General features: G+C 66.1%; 15 protein-coding genes. 4 read left to right on the forward strand and 11 right to left on the reverse strand.

Annotation, left to right across the window (positions count from 1 at the left end):
• Window positions 1-13 precede the first annotated feature (13 nt).
• From ABGX75_RS00095 to ABGX75_RS00135, 9 genes are all read right to left on the reverse strand, one after another.
• Window positions 14-1,027, reverse strand: coding sequence for a GlxA family transcriptional regulator (locus tag ABGX75_RS00095; protein WP_035415187.1), 1,014 nt, complete (start codon window positions 1,025-1,027; stop codon window positions 14-16).
• Window positions 1,020-1,754 carry a class II aldolase and adducin N-terminal domain-containing protein gene (locus tag ABGX75_RS00100; RefSeq protein ID WP_110061730.1) on the reverse strand — a complete coding sequence of 245 codons (735 nt, stop codon included), beginning with the start codon at window positions 1,752-1,754 and terminating at the stop codon, window positions 1,020-1,022. The genes ABGX75_RS00095 and ABGX75_RS00100 overlap by 8 nt, the downstream gene beginning before the upstream one ends.
• Before the next feature lie 35 nt (window positions 1,755-1,789).
• Entirely contained in the window at window positions 1,790-3,289 is a 1,500-nt protein-coding gene (locus ABGX75_RS00105) for an aldehyde dehydrogenase (protein ID WP_110061755.1), read from the reverse strand.
• 51 nt (window positions 3,290-3,340) lie between these two features.
• Window positions 3,341-4,294, reverse strand: coding sequence for a PDR/VanB family oxidoreductase (locus ABGX75_RS00110; protein WP_110061731.1), 954 nt, complete (start codon window positions 4,292-4,294; stop codon window positions 3,341-3,343).
• A 12-nt stretch (window positions 4,295-4,306) separates the two neighbouring features.
• Entirely contained in the window at window positions 4,307-5,971 is a 1,665-nt protein-coding gene (locus ABGX75_RS00115) for a choline dehydrogenase (protein WP_347410911.1), read from the reverse strand.
• Between the two features lie 29 nt (window positions 5,972-6,000).
• Complete coding sequence (locus tag ABGX75_RS00120; RefSeq protein WP_287124785.1) at window positions 6,001-6,960, reverse strand: ABC transporter substrate-binding protein; 960 nt, start codon at window positions 6,958-6,960, stop codon at window positions 6,001-6,003.
• Between the two features lie 66 nt (window positions 6,961-7,026).
• Window positions 7,027-7,794 carry an SDR family NAD(P)-dependent oxidoreductase gene (locus ABGX75_RS00125; protein ID WP_347410910.1) on the reverse strand — a complete coding sequence of 256 codons (768 nt, stop codon included), beginning with the start codon at window positions 7,792-7,794 and terminating at the stop codon, window positions 7,027-7,029.
• Entirely contained in the window at window positions 7,791-8,957 is a 1,167-nt protein-coding gene (locus ABGX75_RS00130) for an aromatic ring-hydroxylating dioxygenase subunit alpha (protein WP_347410909.1), read from the reverse strand. Before ABGX75_RS00130 ends, ABGX75_RS00125 begins: the two co-directional genes overlap by 4 nt.
• Window positions 8,958-9,168: 211 nt before the next feature.
• A complete protein-coding gene (locus tag ABGX75_RS00135; protein ID WP_035415200.1) occupies window positions 9,169-10,062 on the reverse strand; it encodes a LysR family transcriptional regulator in 894 nt (297 codons plus the stop codon).
• A 203-nt stretch (window positions 10,063-10,265) separates the two neighbouring features.
• Here ABGX75_RS00135 and leuC point away from each other — a divergent pair, with 203 nt between their 5' ends.
• From leuC to asd, 4 genes are all read left to right on the forward strand, one after another.
• The gene (leuC, locus tag ABGX75_RS00140) at window positions 10,266-11,729 is read left to right on the forward strand and encodes a 3-isopropylmalate dehydratase large subunit (RefSeq protein ID WP_011507746.1); all 1,464 of its coding nucleotides are present in this window, start codon (window positions 10,266-10,268) and stop codon (window positions 11,727-11,729) included.
• A 2-nt stretch (window positions 11,730-11,731) separates the two neighbouring features.
• Entirely contained in the window at window positions 11,732-12,379 is a 648-nt protein-coding gene (gene leuD, locus ABGX75_RS00145) for a 3-isopropylmalate dehydratase small subunit (protein WP_011507745.1), read from the forward strand.
• Between the two features lie 102 nt (window positions 12,380-12,481).
• Window positions 12,482-13,561 (forward strand): 3-isopropylmalate dehydrogenase, encoded by a 1,080-nt coding sequence (gene leuB / locus ABGX75_RS00150; protein ID WP_110061735.1) that lies wholly within the window; start codon window positions 12,482-12,484, stop codon window positions 13,559-13,561.
• A gap of 56 nt (window positions 13,562-13,617) precedes the next feature.
• Entirely contained in the window at window positions 13,618-14,733 is a 1,116-nt protein-coding gene (gene asd, locus ABGX75_RS00155) for an aspartate-semialdehyde dehydrogenase (protein ID WP_110061736.1), read from the forward strand.
• A 72-nt stretch (window positions 14,734-14,805) separates the two neighbouring features.
• Here the strand turns inward: asd and aceA are convergent, their stop codons facing one another.
• Entirely contained in the window at window positions 14,806-16,116 is a 1,311-nt protein-coding gene (gene aceA, locus ABGX75_RS00160; RefSeq protein ID WP_011507742.1) for an isocitrate lyase, read from the reverse strand.
• A gap of 286 nt (window positions 16,117-16,402) precedes the next feature.
• A complete protein-coding gene (locus tag ABGX75_RS00165; protein WP_347410908.1) occupies window positions 16,403-16,825 on the reverse strand; it encodes a GNAT family N-acetyltransferase in 423 nt (140 codons plus the stop codon).

The following is a 16,825-nucleotide window of genomic DNA, read 5'->3' on the forward strand; positions in this document are numbered from 1 at the left end:
CGATCGAGGGCGCTCAGCGCTTGATCGGGAAGAGTCGCACCGGGACCACCGGGGCGTCTCGCGATTGCAGGCGGTCGTCGCTGGGGGCGCAGCCGAAGAAGCGCCGGTAGGCACGTGAGAAATGCTCCAGGGAGCCGAAGCCGGCGCAACTGGCGACCTCTGCCACGCTCAGGTCGGTCTGCTGCAGCAGTCGATGCGCGCGATTGATGCGCAGCCAGAGATAGTAACGAATCGGCGTGACACCGAGTTCGGCCTTGAAGCGCCGCTCCAGCTGGCGCGGCGAGAGCCCGACGAGGGCAGCCAGCGCCGGTGCCGAGAGCGGCGTTTCCAGGGTGCGGCGCATGGTGCGAATCACCTTGCGCAACTGCGCCGACGTCTCGACATGGTGCTCGGGGGCCGCCGACAATTGTTCGCTGTCGTCGCGACGCTGGCGGCGTTCCAGCAAGTGATTGCGCAATTCCTCCATGTAGGGCGGCTCCACACGTGGCGTGAGCCAGGCGAACATCATGTCGAGCACGGCGGTGCCACCGGCGCAGCTCAGCCGCTGGCCGGCGATGCGATAGAGGTCGCTGGTGGCCTGGATGCGTGGATAAAGCTCGCGAAAGCCTTCCAGATTATCCCAGTGCACGGCCACCTGATGCTCGTCGAGCACGCCCGCCGCGGCCAGTACTTCGCTGCCCATCTCGATGCCGCCCAATGCCACCCCGGCCGCCGCACACTGGCGCAGCCACATGGCGATGCGCTTGTCGCCGGTATACGTCTTGGTCTCGAAACTGGCGAGGACGAACACGCTGTCCAGATCGGCTGGTGCCGGCCACTCGGTATCCACGTTCAGGGGGACGCCGTTGGAGGCGGCGACCGTGGCATCGCTGCCCAGCAACTGCCACTTGAAGCGCGATTCCTGGGTCAGCCAGTTGACGATGAACAGCGGATCCAGCATCGCACCCAGACCGGCAAAGGAAAACTGCGGCATCAGCAGGATCGCGATGCGCTCCGGCCCGGGCGTCGGACGTCGCGTGTCAATCACGGTAATCGGGGGCGTCGCGGTCGAGCAGGCGCATCAAGGCGGCAAGGTGCATGTGCGCCGAGCCTTGCGCCAGATAATCCTCCCATTGCCGGGCGGTCTTGCGTGCGATCTCGGGCGCGACGGGACGCACGGGAAGGCCGCTGGCACGGGCCACCAGATAGGAGCGGCAGGCACGCTCGAAGTAGTAGAGGTGGTCGAAGGCTTCGGCGACGTCCTGGCCGGTGGCGACCACGCCATGATTGCCGAGCAGGAGGATCGGCGCCGTGCCGGCCAGCTTGCCGAGGCGTTCCGCTTCTTCGTCGAGCCCCATGCCATCGAATCCGGCATCGATGTGCACCCGCTCGAAGAAGCGCATGGCGTTCTGTTCCACCGGCGGCAGCTCCGGTGTCTCCAGGCAGGCCAGGGCGGTGGCGTAGAGCGAGTGGGCATGCATCACGCATCCCACGCCGTGGCCCTGGCGGTGCATGGCGCCGTGAATGGCCCAGGCGGTGGGGTCGATGGATTCGGGACGTTGTGCGGCGCTGGCATCCACCTCGACGAGGTCGCTGGCACGCATCTCCGCGAAATGACGCCCTTCGGGGTTGACCAGAAAGCGCCTGCCGTCCGCCTGGGTGGCCAAGCTGCAGTGATTGGCGACGCCTTCGTGCATGTCGAGGCGGGCCAGCCAGCGGAACGCGCAGGCCAGCTGTTCGCGGGGAGTACCGGGAAGCTCGGTAGCGGTCGTCATGTCTCGCTCCTGTGGCGATGGCGAAACCGAGGCCATCAATAGTGGATCCAGCGCGTCTTGAGCGCCATGTATTTGTGCATGCCGGCCAGCGCGTAGTCGCGACCGATGCCGGATTGCTTCATGCCGCCGAAAGGCGTCTGCGGGCTGACGGCATCGACGCCATTGACCGTCACGGTGCCGGCCTGCAGGGCATCGCAAAGGCGATGGGCGCGTCCCAGGTCGGCGGTCCACAGGGACGCTGCCAAACCATACTGGCTGGCATTGGCCAATGTCACGCCCTGGCGCTCGTCGCTGAAGCGCGTCACGCTGAGCACGGGACCGAAAATCTCCTCCTGGAAGAGCCGGTGATGCGGTTCGACATCGGTGAATACCGTGGGGGCGACGAACAAGTCGCCGCCCGCCGCCTGCAGCGTCTCGCCGCCGCACAACAGCGTGGCCTCGCGCTTGCCGACCGTCAGATAGTCGCGAACCTTGTCGAACTGTGCCTGGCTGACGAGCGGGCCGAGCGTCGTCGCCGGATCGAGCGGATCTCCCGGCACGAGCGTCGCGATACGTGCCTGCAGGGCCTCGAGGAAGCGCTCGGCGATGCCCTCTTGCAGCAACAGGCGCGAATGCGCCGAGCAGACCTGGCCGGCATTGGTGAAGATGCCGGCCACGGCGTTGTCCACGGCGGCCTCCAGATCGGGGCAATCGTCGAACACCAGATGCGGGCTCTTGCCGCCGCATTCCAGCCACACGGGTTTTATGTTGGATTCGCCCGAGTAGACCAGAAAGCGTTTGCCGATCTCGGTGGAGCCGGTGAAGCCGAGCGCGTCGACCCCCGCATGCCGACCCAGCGCTTCGCCGGCGACATGCCCGTATCCCGGCACGACATTGAGAACCCCGGGCGGGAGGCCGGCCTGGGTCGCGAGTTCCGCCAGGCGCAGCGCGGAGAGCGACGATTCCTCGGCGGGCTTGAGCACCACGCTGTTGCCGGCGGCCAGCGCGGGCGCCAGTTTCACCGCCGCGTTATGCAGGGGAAAGTTCCACGGGACCACGGCGGCAACGACGCCGAGGGGCTCGTGAGCCACCGTGGCCTGCACGCGATTGGGACTGGGCGCGAGCTGGTCATAGCATTTGTCCTGGAGCTCGCCGAACCAGTCGAAGAGCAGGGCCGCCTCCTCGACGTCGTCCAGGGCTTCGTGGATGCACTTGCCGACCTCCAGGCTGTCGAGCAGGGCGAGTTCCTCGGCGTGGTCGCGCACCTGAGTGGCGAGCGCCTGCAGGCACCGGCGGCGTGTCGTCGGCTCGGCGCGTGACCAGGCACCGAGCTCGAACGCGCGGCGTGCCGCATCGACCGCGGCATCGATATCCGCCGGGCCGCAGGCCGCGATCTCCGTCAGCGACGTGCCCGTCATGGGGTTGATCGACGCGAGGGATTCCCCCTGGCGCGTCACATAGCGGTGACCGTCGATGTAGGCGGCGCCATCCAGCGAGAGGGTGGCGGCACGGTGTTGCCAGTCGGCGTGGGTGGTGGACAGGGGAGAGGAAGACATGACCATACCTTGGCGATTGTCGAATGGGCGTGGAAAGCGCTCGCGCCGACCTTACAGGTCGAGCACCAGGCGCTCCCCCTTGGGGCGCGAAACGCAGACGTAAATGATGTCGTTGGCGGCTTTTTCGGCATCGGACTGAAGAACGTCGCGATGCTCGACCTCGCCTTCGAGCACGGGGATACCGCAGGTGCCGCAGGCGCCTTCGCAGCACAGGCTGTCCGGCGCCGCACCGGCGCGTGCCAGACCGTCGAGCAGGGTTTCGTCCTCGGCGAGCGTGAACTGCTTGTCGCTGCGCGCGAGCTCGATCCGGCAAGGCGTGGTACGCGCTGCCGGCGCTTGCGATGCGCCGCGGAAGCGTTCCATTTGCAGTGCGCCCGGAGGCCACGCCCGTGCCGCGTCGGTCAAGGCGTCCAGCAGACCTTCGGGGCCACAGGCATAGACCCCGGTCTCCGGCGTGTAGTCGCCCAGCAGCGCACGTGGGGCGAGCCTTCCCTGCGTGGCGGAGGCGTGCAGGTGCAACTGCGATGCGGGCAGGAACGCGCGAAGTTCGTCGAGGAACGCCGCCTCGTCCCGGTGACGTACCAGGTAATGCACCTCGACCGTATCGCCCCGCTCGACGAGTCGGCGCGCCATGGCGACGAGCGGCGTGATGCCGATCCCGCCTCCGATCAGCCGGTAGTGCTGCCGGTCGTCGGCGAGGGGAAAGCGGTCCCGGGGCGCAGAGACGCACAGCTGCGTACCGACGCTTGCCTGCTCGGCCAGAAAGGCAGATCCCCCGCGGGATGCCGGGTCATGCAGCACGCCGATGCGATAGCGGCCGTGACGCGCGTCGTCCAGCAGCGAATAGTGACGTATCAGGCCATTGGGGAGGCGCACCTCGAGATGAGCGCCCGCCGGGGCCGGCGGCAGGGCGGCGCCATCGGCGGCGACCAACTCGATCTGGTAGATAGCGCTCGATAGCCGCTGGTGGCTGTCGATCACGACCTCGAATGGCGTCGCGGTCATGGCATGTCCTCCTCAACGTTGCTGGTGCTGCCAGTCGTCATGCAGCCAGAAGGGTGCATCCGAGGGCGCCGGAGGCGCGTGGCCGAGGATCATGTCGCTGGCCTTTTCGGCGATCATGACGGTCGGCGCATTGGTGTTGCCGCTGACCACGCGAGGCATGATCGAGGCATCGACCACGCGCAGACCATTGATGCCATGCACGCGAAGCTCGGGGTCGACCACGGCCTCCGGATCGTCGGCCGGTCCCATCTTGCAGGTGCCGGCGGCGTGATAGCCGGTTTCGGTGGTGGCGCGCGCCCAGGCATCCAGCGCCTCATCGCTCTGGCAGTCGGCACCGGGGGAGATTTCCTCGCCCCGCAACGCCGCGAATGCCGGCTGCTCGACCAGTTCCCTGACGCGACGCACGGCCGCGCGCATGTCGGCGCGATCGCGCTCGGTGGCCAGGTAGTTGAAGACGATCTCCGGCGCTCGTGCGGGGTCCGCGCTCCTGAGGCGCAGGCGGCCCATGCTCGTGGGGCGCATCAAGTCGATGTGCACCTGGAACGCATGCTCGCGCAGGCTTTCGGTGGTGCCGGGCGCGATGGCCAGGGACATGAACGTCAACTGGATGTCGGGATGCTCGACCCCTGCCCGCGAGCGGATGAAGGCGCCGGCGTCGAACTGGTTGCTCGCCGCGAGGCCGCGCCGGTCGAGGAACCAGCGCATGCCCAGCCACCACTTGCGGGGAGCGTGGGTCCAGGGGGCATGCGAGACCGGCCGGCGGCAGCGGTATGCCACGACGGTGTCCGGGTGGTCGCTGAGGCGGCGGCCCACGCCCTCGAGCGTATGCACGCGAGGAATGCCCCAGCGGGTCAGTTCGTCGTCGGGGCCGATGCCGGAGAGCATCAGCAACTGGGGACTGTTGATGGCGCCACCCGCCAGGATGACCTCGCGGGTGGCGTGTGCCCGGTGCAGCGTGTCGGCGTGGCGATATTCGATGCCTTCGGCACCGGTCTCGCCGATCAACACGCGCTGCGCCAGCGCATGGGTCACGACCGTCAGGTTGTCGCGTGTCTCGGCGCGCGCCAGGTAGCCACGCGCCGTGCTCCAGCGCCTGCCGGCGCGCGTCGTGCGATCGACGCGGCCGAAGCCTTCCTGACGATAGCCGTTGAGGTCGTCGCTGGCGGCATAGCCGGCTTCTTCGCCGGCGGCCAGGAAGGCTTTCGCCAGGGGATCCTCGGGGCGCCCGGCACTGACATGCAGCGGCCCCGTCTCGCCGTGGTAGGCATCGGCGCCCAGTTCGTGGGTCTCGGCGCGGCGAAAGTAGGGCAAGACGTGCCGGTAACCCCAGCCGGGACAGCCGGCGTCTTCCCAGGCATCGTAATCGCGGGCGTGACCGCGGATGTACACCATGCCGTTGATCGACGACGAGCCGCCCAGCGTGCGTCCACGTGGCGTGGCGATGCGCCGTCCGTCGAGGTAGGGTTCGGGACCCGACCAATAGTGCCAGTTGAAGCGTGGTCCATCGATGGCCGCCCCCATGGCGGCCGGCATGTCGATGGTCCACGAGCGATCGCGGGGGCCGGCTTCGAGCAGCAACACCCGGGATTCGCCATCGGCGGTGAGTCGGTCGGCCAGCACGCAGCCGGCCGATCCCGCCCCGACGATGATGTAGTCGTAATCTCGATGAGTCGTCATGCAGGCATCCTGAGGCGAAGGGCGGAAGGTCAACGCGAGGCCTGATAGGCGTCTTGCGCGCGGGTCTCGCCATCCGCGGTGGTCACGCCTTCGAGCCAGGTGTTGACCCGTTCGGGATGCGACTGGATCCAGGTCGCGGCGACCGCTTCCAGCGGCTGGTCCTCGCGGCTGTAGGCGTAGACCCACTGGTCCTGGACGGCGATGGGCACGACCATGTTGTCGAGAAAGGCGATGACGTTGGGATGACGCTCGGCGAAGTCGCTGGCGACCACCGTGGACACCGAGCTGGCGTCGCCCCAGAGGTTCTCGGGGTCCTCCAGGTAGCGAATGTCGAAGTCGACGTTCATCCAGTGCGGTTCCCAGCCCAGAAACGCGACCCATTGCTCGTTGCGGATGTCGCTTTCGACCTGCGACATCATGCCGGTCTCGCTGGACGCGGCGACTCGCCAGTCATTCAGGCCGTAGGTGCCGTCGTCGATGGCGTTCTGCATCAATTCGTTGCCGACGTTGCCCGGCTCGATGCCATAGAAAGTGCGGCCGAAGCGTTCCGCGTGCTCGGCGAGATCGGCCATCGAGTGCACACCGGCGTCCCACACGTATTCGGGCACCGCGAGCTGAAAGCGCGCGCCGTCGATGTTCTTGACGACTTCGACCAGCTCGCCGGCCGCCAGGCGGGGATCGAGCATGCCGCTTTGCGACGGCCGCCAGAGCGCCATGTTGACGTCGAGATCGCCGCTCGCCATGCCTTCCAGGATGATCGACGAGCTGGCTTCCCGCAGCGAGGTGCGATAGCCGAGCGTGTCCAGCAGTTGTCGCGCCACTTCCGACTTGACGGTGGCGCCGGGCCATTGCGGCGTGCCGAAGCGGACCGTGTCGTCCTCGGCCTGGGCGAGCCCGAAAGGCGCGAGCAGCAGCGCGCCCATGGCGCCGCCGAGCAACGTGGACGTCAAGCGGCCCAGCGGGGTGCAGTGTCGGGGGGTAGCGGTCATGGGAGTCTCCTCGTGATGTGTTGTCGTTGTGTTGCCGTCAGGTGCGGCGAGCGGGCCTGCGCGAGCTCAAAAGCCGCACACGCCGCCACCGTCGACGGACAGGATGGCGCCATGGGTGAAGCCGGCCTGCGGAGAGGCGAGATAGAGCACGGCATCGGCGATCTCTCGCGGTTTTCCCATGCGTTGCAGGGGCGCTCGTCGATGGGCCGCGTCCAGGTAGGCGTGTGGCTCGCCGCTGGCCTCGGCGGCGTGCTGGATCATGTCGGTCTCGACATTGCCCGGGCACACGCAGTTGATCCGTATGCGGCCGGCCAGCTCCAGGGCCAGGGCGCGGGTCAGGTTGACCACGGCGGCCTTGGCGCCGGAGTAGACGCTGCTCGGGGGAAAGCCGATCAGGCCGGCATCCGAGCCCAGGTTGACGACGTTGCCGCCACTGGCCTCCAGGTGCGGTAGCGCCGCCTGGAGGCAGAAGAAGGTGCCGCCCACGTTGATGCGGAACGTGCTGACCCAGTGTTCCTGCGTGACCGCTTCGAAGGGCACTTCCTCGAAGACGCCGGCGCAATTGACCAGGATGTCGAGCCCACCGAGGCGCGCGACGGCGGTTTCCACGACCGCCCGGCACTCGGCCTGGGTGCCGATCTCGCCCACGGCGGATTCCACCGTGGCCGAGGCAAGCTCGGTATTCGCCAGCGAATCGCGGAACGCCTCGACGGAGGCCTCTCGGCGCGCGCCGAGAGCGACGCGCGCCCCCTGTTCCAGAAAGCGCCGTGCCGTGGCGGCGCCGATACCGCGGGCGCCGCCGGTCACCAGCACGCGTTGACCGGTGAATGTCATGACGGCGCCTCCTGGGGCGTGCTGGCGTCACCGTGCAAGGCCTGGAACACCAGGCGGTGGAAGTGCAGCACCAGATGCTCGCTTTCGTTGCTGCGTGCGGCATCGATCATGTAGCGGCCCTGATCGTAGCCCAGCGAGTGCAGGCCTTTCTGCACGCTGATGTTGAGCTCGATGTCCTCGGGGCCGAGTTCTTCGTTCATCCAGCGCATGCTGGCCCTGGTCACTTCCGGCAGCGTGTCGTGCGGGGTGTAATACCCGAAGCGCAGGATCGAGCGCTCGGCATCCAGCGGGATGATCATGAACGTGCCCATGCACTGCGAGAACGGGAACTGGTAGAAGGTGTTGTGCGGCCAGATGCCGATGTTGAAAAAGCCGTCGCCGTTGCCGGCCGGACGCTCCAGCGGCACGCCGTATGCCTGCTTGGCATCGGCATTGGGCGGTGCGCCGTAGGTCCACCAGTTGTCGTGATGGGTCAGGCGGTAGCCATCGAAATCGATCAGGGCGGCCAGGTCGACGTGATGGGGCCCCGAAAGCTGGAAGTGATAGCCCTCGATGGAGTTGTCCATGATCACTTTCCAGTTGGCCGGGACGATGACGTCGTCTTCCTGGATCAGTTGCATGGCGTCCAGGTCCGGAATCGCCTCGCGGATGGCGGCCTCGGCCCCGGGAAAGAGCGTCTGCATGTCGGTCGCGTCGGGATCGAGATTGAAGTAGACGCCCCCGGCGAAGACTTCCAGTCGTACCGGCGGGATGTGGTAATCATCGACATTGAAGGCCGCGATCCGGTCGCTGCGCGGTGCGGCGCGCAGGCTGCCGTCCAGCCCGTAGCACCAGGAGTGATAGGCACACCGGATGACGCCCTTCTGCACGCCGCGCGTCTCGTCGAGCAGACGGTTGCCACGGTGTTGGCAGACGTTGTGAAAGGCATGCAACTCGCCTTGGCGGTCCCGCATCACGATGACGCTCTGATCGAAGATGTCGCGCACCACGAAGGCGCCGGGCTCGGTCACCTCGTTGACGTGACAGGCGAAATGCCAGGCACCCATGAAGATGCGGTCACGTTCGGCGGCGAACAGTTGCGGGTCGTAGAAATAACGGGACGGAAGGGTCAGTGCCTTTTCCGCGGGCTGCTCCGCCCACGCTTGGGGAGTCGTGTCGGTCATGTCCTGCCTCATGCAAGCGGTTTGTGTCGTTGGTCTGGCACAAGGCTAAGGCGGCACCGAACGGCCCACATGATGTTTTCTGACACGACGTGGCGGACCGGTTGATAATAAACGGCGTTTTTGCGTCGCTATCGATCAAATCGGCGTGACGAAAAAAGGCGAGCCCCCTGGCTATCTTATGGGTTGTCTTGATGTTTCACGACATGAGGCGTCACACCCATTGCCGGGCCGTCGTGTCCCGGGCGGCATCCAGCATCTCGAGCATGGCCCGTGCGGCATTGGAAAGCGTCCGGCTCTTGTGGAACAGATAGCCCAGCGGACGCTGGATGGGGCGGTGATCGATGGGAATGACCTCGATCTCGTCGTCGATCATGGTTTCGGGCAGTACGCTCCAGCCCAGGCCGATGGCGACCATCATCTTGAGGGTTTCGAGGTAATTGGTGGACAGCGAGACGTTCACCTGCAGGCCGTCGCGGGCGAAAGTGTCCACCACGATGCCCCGGGTGAAGGTAAGATGTCCCGGCAGCACGGCATCATAATCGGACAGTGCCGACAGCGCGACCGTGTCGCGCCCGGCGAGGGCGTGCTCGCGTCCGCAGACGAAGCGCAACTGGTCGATCCACACCGGCACCACCGTCAGCGCCGGATCGGGGACCGGGGCCAGCGTGACCACGGCGAGCTCCAGGTCGCCGTCCAGCACGCCTTGATAGGCTTGTTCCGAGTCCAGAAAGCGCATGTCCATGCGTACGTCCGGGTAGGCCTGGGTATAGGCCTTGAGCAGCGGTGGCAGGCGGTGCAGGCCGACATGATGGCTGGTGGCCATGGTCAGGCTGCCGCTGATGTCGCCGCTGAGATTGGACAGCGCGCGACGGCTGTCATCGAACATCACCAGGATCTGGCGGGCGCGCGGCAGCAGGGTGCGACCGGCTTCGGTGAGCGTCACGCGGCGGTTGAGTCGGTCGAAGAGCTGGGCGCCGACCTGCCCCTCGAGGCCCGCGATGCGCTTGCTGACGGCGGGCTGGGTCAGATGGAGCTGTTCCGCGGCGAGCGAGAACGAGCCGTGGTCGGCGACCGCGAGGAAGGCTTGCAGGCTTTGCGTGTCCATGAGCGCTCTCTCGGGAAAGTATTCTACTTTGGAATCCAAAGCATAAATAACATGAATTGCGTTTATCCATAAGCCCCCTTAGGCTTGGGGACATCGAGGTTGCGCCGCTTATCGCGGCGCGTAATCAGCGAGATGTTGCAAGACGACATAGAGCGTCATCGCCCAATCTTCCCGGTCGGGAAGGCACGAGTGGAGGAGATTCCATGGCAGGCCAGACTCTTTACGACAAGCTCTGGTCGCGGCACCTGGTAAAGGAACGCGACGATGGCACGGCGTTGATCTATATCGATCGTCACCTGCTCCACGAGGTGACCTCGCCGCAGGCCTTCGAGGGTCTGCGGCTTGCCGGGCGCAAGCCGTGGCGGCTGGATACCAATCTCGCCACGCCGGACCATAATGTGCCGACCACGCTCAAGGAGCGTTCCGAGGGCAACGCGGGCATCGTCGATCCGGTCTCGCGCATTCAGGTCGAGACACTGGACGACAACTGCGCGAGCTTCGGCATCGAGGAGTTCCGCATCAACGATGCGCGTCAGGGCATCGTGCATGTGGTCGGGCCGGAGCAAGGCGCCACGCAGCCGGGCATGACGGTGGTCTGCGGCGATTCGCACACGGCCACGCACGGGGCCTTCGGGGCCCTGGCGCACGGCATCGGCACCTCCGAGGTCGAGCACGTGCTGGCGACCCAGTGCCTGATTCAGCGCAAGATGAAGAACATGCAGGTACGCGTCGAGGGCGAGCTGGGGCTCGGCGTGACGGCGAAGGACATCGTGCTGGCGGTGATCGGCAAGATCGGCACCGCCGGCGGCACCGGCTACGCCATCGAGTTCGCCGGCAGCGCGATTCGCGACCTGTCCATGGAAGGGCGCATGACCATCTGCAACATGGCCATCGAGGCCGGTGCGCGCGTGGGGCTGGTCGCGGTGGACGAGACGACCATCGAATACCTGCGTCGGCGCCCCTTCGCGCCCAGCGAAGAACATTGGGACGCGGCGGTCGCCGACTGGCGCGAGCTGGTCTCCGACGACGATGCGCCGTTCGACAAGGTGGTCGAACTCGACGCCGCCGAGATCGAGCCGCAGGTCACCTGGGGCACGAGCCCGGAAATGGTCGCCGGTGTCGGCGCACAGGTACCGGATCCCGCCGCCGCCGGCGATGAGACCGTGCAGCGCGGCGTCTCGCGTGCCCTCGAGTACATGGGGCTCCAGGCGGGGCAGCGGATCACCGATATCCGCCTCGACAAGGTCTTCATCGGGTCGTGCACCAACTCGCGCATCGAAGACCTGCGTGAAGCGGCCAGGGTCGCCGAGGGACGCAAGGTGGCGGATTCCATCAAGCTGGCGATGGTCGTGCCCGGTTCCGGACTGGTCAAGCGCCAGGCCGAGGAGGAGGGACTGGACAAGATCTTCCTCGAGGCGGGCTTCGAATGGCGCGAGCCGGGGTGTTCCATGTGCCTGGCGATGAACGCCGACAAGCTGGGAACCGGCGAGCACTGCGCCTCGACCTCCAATCGCAATTTCGAGGGTCGCCAGGGGTACGGCGGGCGCACGCATCTGGTGAGTCCCGCCATGGCCGCCGCCGCGGCCATCGCCGGCCACTTCGTGGACGTGCGCGATTTCGGGGCCGGCCGGGCCGCCAACGATGACAGTCAGGTACAGGAGGCGTGAGCATGCGACAGTTCGATCGTCATCAGGGCCTCGTGGCGCCCATGGACCGCGCCAACGTGGATACCGACCTGATCATCCCCAAGCAGTTCTTGAAGTCGATCAAGCGCACCGGTTTCGGGCCCAATCTGTTCGATGAACTGCGCTACCTGGACGAGGGCTACCCGGGTCAGGACGTCGCCAAGCGTCCGCTCAATCCGGATTTCGTGCTCAACCAGCCGCGTTACCAGGGCGCCAGCGTGCTGCTGGCACGTCGCAACTTCGGCTGCGGCAGCTCGCGCGAGCATGCCCCCTGGGCACTGGAGGACTTCGGGTTTCGCGTGATCATCGCGCCGAGTTTCGCCGATATCTTCTTCAACAATGCCTTCAAGAACGGCCTGTTGTTGATCACGTTCGACGAGGCCACGGTGGACCGGCTGTTCCAGGAAGCCGAGGCCGAGGAAGGCTATCGTCTGGATGTCGATCTGGAAAAGCAGCAGGTCACCACGCCCAGCGGCGAAGTGCTGACCTTCGAGGTCGACCCCTTCCGCAAGCATTGCCTGCTCGAAGGGCTGGACGATATCGGCCTGACCCTGAAGGACGCCGACGCCATCGAGGACTTCGAGGCACGACATCGTCAGGCGCGGCCGTGGCTATTCCGCCAGGCGGGCTGACGGTCGCTGCCGACCCTTCATGAACCCCTGGGCGAGCGCGGGATGCCAGGTCATCTGGCGCTCGCCCGAGACGTCATCAGTGATGCATCGAGAGAGTACGCCATGAGTCGCAAGATTCTCGTCCTGCCGGGCGACGGTATCGGCCCGGAAATCACCCGCGAGGCGGTCAAGATCCTCAACGCGTGCCGCGAGGCGGGCCTGGAGGCCAGCATCGAGGAAGGTCTGGTCGGCGGGGCGGGGATCGACGCCCATGGCGTGCCGCTTCCCGACGAGACGCTGGCGAGCGCCAAGGCCGCCGATGCGGTGTTGCTGGGCGCCGTGGGCGGCCCCCAGTGGGACAAGATCGAGGATCTGTCCAAGCGTCCGGAGAAGGGGCTGCTGGGGCTGCGCAAGAACCTCAACCTGTTCGGCAACCTGCGCCCGGCGCTGCTGTATCCGCAACTGGCCTCGGCCTCGAGCCTCAAGCCCGAGATCGTCGCCGGGCTGGACATCATGATCGTGCGCGAGCTCACCGGCGGCATCTACTTCGGTCAGCCGCGGGGCATCGAGGAGCGCGACGGCGAGAGAGTCGGATACAACACCTATATCTATGCCGAGCACGAAATCGAGCGCATCGGCCGCGTGGCCTTCGAGATGGCGCGTGCGCGCGGCGGCAAGCTCTGCTCGGTGGACAAGGCCAACGTGCTGGAGGCCACCATCCTGTGGCGCGAGGTGATGGAGCGGCTGGCGCCGGAGTATCCGGATGTCGCGCTGTCGCACATGTACGTCGACAACGCGGCCATGCAGCTGGTGCGCGCGCCGAAGCAGTTCGACGTCATCGTTACCGGCAACATGTTCGGTGATATCCTCTCCGACGCCGCGGCGATGTTGACGGGCTCAATCGGCATGCTGCCCTCGGCCTCGCTCAACGAACAACGTCAGGGCATGTACGAGCCCTGTCACGGCAGCGCGCCGGACATCGCGGGACAAGGCATCGCCAACCCGTTGGCGACGATCCTGTCCGTGGCCATGATGCTGCGCTATTCCCTCGAGGCGCCGCAGCTCGCCGAGCGCATCGAACGCGCCGTGGGGACGGTACTCGACCAGGGGCTGCGTACCGCCGATATCGCGTTCGAGGGCACGGCGCCCGTCTCGACCCAGGCCATGGGCGATGCCGTGCTGGCGGCTTTCCAGGCGCAATGAGCGTGACTGACGTATCATGGCCGTACGCCCATTCGTAGATTTCAGGAGGACGACACATGCTTAGAGTCGGTTTTGTCGGTTGGCGAGGAATGGTGGGGTCCGTCCTCATGCAACGCATGCGCGAGGATGGCGATTTCAGCGGCCTCGAGCCGGTGTTCTTCACCACCTCCCAGGTCGGCCAGCCCGGTCCCGACATCGGTGTCGAGGTTCCCCCGCTCAAGGATGCGCGCGATCTGGAGGCGCTCAAGCGCCTCGACGTAGTGGTCACCTGCCAGGGGGGCGACTATACGGAAAGCGTCTACCGCCCGCTGCGCGAGGCCGGCTGGCAAGGCTACTGGATCGATGCCGCCAGCACGCTGCGCATGGCGGACGAGGCGACCATCGTGCTCGACCCGGTCAACCGTCACGTCATCGAGCGCGGCCTTGCCAACGGCGGCAAGACGTTCGTCGGCGGCAATTGCACCGTCAGCCTGATGCTGCTGGGGCTGGGCGGCCTGTTCGAGGCCAACATGGTGGAGTGGATGACGTCCATGACCTACCAGGCCGCCTCGGGATCGGGCGCCAAGCACATGCGCGAGCTGCTTTCCCAGATGGGCGCGTTGCATGGCTCGGTGGCCGCCTCGCTGGCGGACCCCGGCAGCGCGATTCTGGATATCGACCGTCAGGTGACGCAGACCATGCGCGGCGGGGATTTCCCCACCGAGCAGTTCGGCGAGCCGCTGGCCGGCAGTTTGTTGCCGTGGATCGACAAGGCGATGGACAACGGTCAGAGCAAGGAAGAGTGGAAAGGCGGGGTCGAGAGCAACAAGATTCTCGCCACCGGCGACTCGCCGATCCCCATCGATGGCTTGTGCGTGCGCATCGGCGCGATGCGTTCGCACAGCCAGGCGTTCACCATCAAGCTCAAGCAGGACGTGCCCCTCGACGAGATCGAGGATCGTCTGGCCAAGCACAACCAGTGGGCGAAGGTGATCCCCAACGACAAGGACGCCACCTTGAGCGGCCTGACGCCGGCCGCGGTGACCGGCACGCTGGACGTGCCGGTCGGGCGCCTGCGCAAGCTGGCCATGGGGGGCGAATACCTGTCCGCCTTCTCGGTGGGCGATCAGTTGCTGTGGGGGGCGGCGGAACCGCTCAAGCGGATGCTCGGCATCCTGCGCGAGCAGCGTTGATCGGATCGCCACTCAGGCAATGAAAAGGGCGCCCCAGCGGGCGCCCTTTTCGTTGGGGGAGCGTGTGGCGTGTCAGAACTGCGCTTCCTCGGTGGAGCCCTTGAGGGCGGTCACCGACGACACTCCGCCCTGGATGACGTTGGTCATGTCGTCGAAGTAGCCGGTGCCCACCTCCTGCTGGTGAGCGACGAAGGTGTAGCCGCGCTCGGCGGCCTCGAATTCCGGCTGCTGGACCTTCTCGACGTAGTGCTTCATGCCTTCGCCCTGAGCGTAGCTGTGGGCGAGATCGAACATGTTGTACCACATGTTGTGAATGCCCGCTAAGGTGATGAACTGGTAGGTGTAGCCCATGTCGGCCAGAGCCTGCTGGAACCCGGCGATCTCGGCATCGTCGAGGTTCTTCTTCCAGTTGAAGGACGGCGAGCAGTTGTAGGCCAGCAGTTGCCCCGGATATTCGCGATGGATCGCCTCGGCGAAGCGCCTGGCTTCGTCGAGATCCGGCTTGGCGGTTTCGCACCAGATGATGTCGGCGAAGGGCGCGTAGGCCAGGCCTCGCGAGATGGCCTGATCGAGGCCGGCATTGACCCGATAGAAGCCTTCGGCGGTGCGTTCCCCGGTGATGAAGGGCTTGTCGTAATCATCCACGTCGGCGGTGATCAGGTTGGCGGCATTGGCGTCGGTGCGCGCGATGACCAGCGTCGGCGTGCCCGCGACGTCGGCGGCCAGACGGGCGGCGACCAGCTTCTGCACGGCCTCCTGCGTGGGCACCAGCACCTTGCCGCCCATGTGGCCGCACTTCTTGACCGCGGCGAGCTGATCCTCGAAATGCACGCCGCTGGCACCGGCACGGATCATCGCCGTCATCAGTTCGTAGGCGTTGAGCACGCCGCCGAATCCCGCCTCGGCGTCGGCGACGATGGGCGCGAAGTAATCGACGAAGTCGGCATCGCCGGGGTTGGCGCCCTTCTGCCACTGGATCTGATCCGCGCGGCGGAAACTGTTGTTGATGCGTTCGACGACCTTGGGCACCGAGTCCACCGGATAGAGCGACTGGTCGGGATACATCGACAGGTAGCTGTTGTTGTCGGCGGCGACCTGCCAACCCGAGAGATAGATCGCCTCGATACCTGCCTTGACCTGCTGCATGGCCTGGCCGCCGGTCAGCGCGCCGAGGCAGTTGACGTAGCCCTTGCGGGCCTCGCCGTTGACCAGTCGCCAGAGCTTCTCGGCGCCGCGGCTGGCCAGCGTGTGCGCTTCGTTGACGCTGCCGCGAAGTCGAACCACATCTTCGGCACTGTACGGACGCTTGACGTCCTTCCAGCGCGGATTCTCGTTCCAATCCTTTTCCAACGCAGCGATTTGCTGTTCGCGTGTCTGGGACATGTCGCTTGCCTCTTGGTCGTCGTGAGCATGTGGGGCGAGCCCGAAAGGGCGATCCACGTCGAACCGAGGTGCCGTCTTTTTCGCCAGGGCGGGCCTGGTGGTGCGGTTGTTGCGCTGCGATAAAACGATCGTTTTAACCTCGGCTTTGAGGAAAATATGACGCACACGAGACGCGGCAACAATGCGTAGTTAGGCGCAGATTTCGTTGTAGTTTGACTACAAGATGCCGCCATGCAGCGGCGTCTTGTAGCCCTGTTTCGGGAGGGGCATTGCGAGCGACGACAAGCTATTGAAAAGTCAGGCTCATGTGGCGGTGGGGAATGTTGGCGTCGAGGAAGGTCTCGCCGTGGGCGACAAAGCCGAGACGTTCGTAGAAGGGAATCGCGTAGGTCTGGGCATCGAGATGCACGGCGTCGTGACCTTGCTGACGCGCCTTTTCCATCACGGCTTCCATCAGACGTAGCCCCAGCCCCTGGCCGCGACCCTCGCGCAGGATCGCGACGCGGCCGATATAGCCGTCCGGCAGCAGGCGGGCGGTCCCCATGGGCCGCCCCTCGACACGCAGCAGTACATGCAGGCACCGGGGATCGCGACCGTCCCACTCTTCGTCTTGCGGAACCTGCTGTTCCTCGATGAACACGGTCTTGCGGATCGCGCTGCAAGCCTCCCCCAGCGTGGCCCAGTCACCGCTTGCGATCTCGAGCGTCAT

It is taken from the genome of Chromohalobacter sp., assembly GCF_039830575.1.
Lineage (GTDB): Bacteria > Pseudomonadota > Gammaproteobacteria > Pseudomonadales > Halomonadaceae > Chromohalobacter > Chromohalobacter israelensis.

Bases quoted from the DNA above. Each gene is read 5' to 3' on its own strand.
- ABGX75_RS00100 (WP_110061730.1), bottom strand. From the start codon at position 1,754: ATGACGACCGCTACCGAGCTTCCCGGTACTCCCCGCGAACAGCTGGCC.
- ABGX75_RS00105 (WP_110061755.1), bottom strand. From the start codon at position 3,289: ATGTCTTCCTCTCCCCTGTCCACCACCCACGCCGACTGGCAACACCGT.
- ABGX75_RS00110 (WP_110061731.1), bottom strand. From the start codon at position 4,294: ATGACCGCGACGCCATTCGAGGTCGTGATCGACAGCCACCAGCGGCTA.
- ABGX75_RS00115 (WP_347410911.1), bottom strand. From the start codon at position 5,971: ATGACGACTCATCGAGATTACGACTACATCATCGTCGGGGCGGGATCG.
- ABGX75_RS00120 (WP_287124785.1), bottom strand. From the start codon at position 6,960: ATGACCGCTACCCCCCGACACTGCACCCCGCTGGGCCGCTTGACGTCC.
- ABGX75_RS00125 (WP_347410910.1), bottom strand. From the start codon at position 7,794: ATGACATTCACCGGTCAACGCGTGCTGGTGACCGGCGGCGCCCGCGGT.
- ABGX75_RS00130 (WP_347410909.1), bottom strand. From the start codon at position 8,957: ATGACCGACACGACTCCCCAAGCGTGGGCGGAGCAGCCCGCGGAAAAG.
- ABGX75_RS00135 (WP_035415200.1), bottom strand. From the start codon at position 10,062: ATGGACACGCAAAGCCTGCAAGCCTTCCTCGCGGTCGCCGACCACGGC.
- leuC (WP_011507746.1), top strand. From the start codon at position 10,266: ATGGCAGGCCAGACTCTTTACGACAAGCTCTGGTCGCGGCACCTGGTA.
- leuD (WP_011507745.1), top strand. From the start codon at position 11,732: ATGCGACAGTTCGATCGTCATCAGGGCCTCGTGGCGCCCATGGACCGC.
- leuB (WP_110061735.1), top strand. From the start codon at position 12,482: ATGAGTCGCAAGATTCTCGTCCTGCCGGGCGACGGTATCGGCCCGGAA.
- asd (WP_110061736.1), top strand. From the start codon at position 13,618: ATGCTTAGAGTCGGTTTTGTCGGTTGGCGAGGAATGGTGGGGTCCGTC.
- aceA (WP_011507742.1), bottom strand. From the start codon at position 16,116: ATGTCCCAGACACGCGAACAGCAAATCGCTGCGTTGGAAAAGGATTGG.
- ABGX75_RS00165 (WP_347410908.1), bottom strand. From the start codon at position 16,825: ATGACGCTCGAGATCGCAAGCGGTGACTGGGCCACGCTGGGGGAGGCT.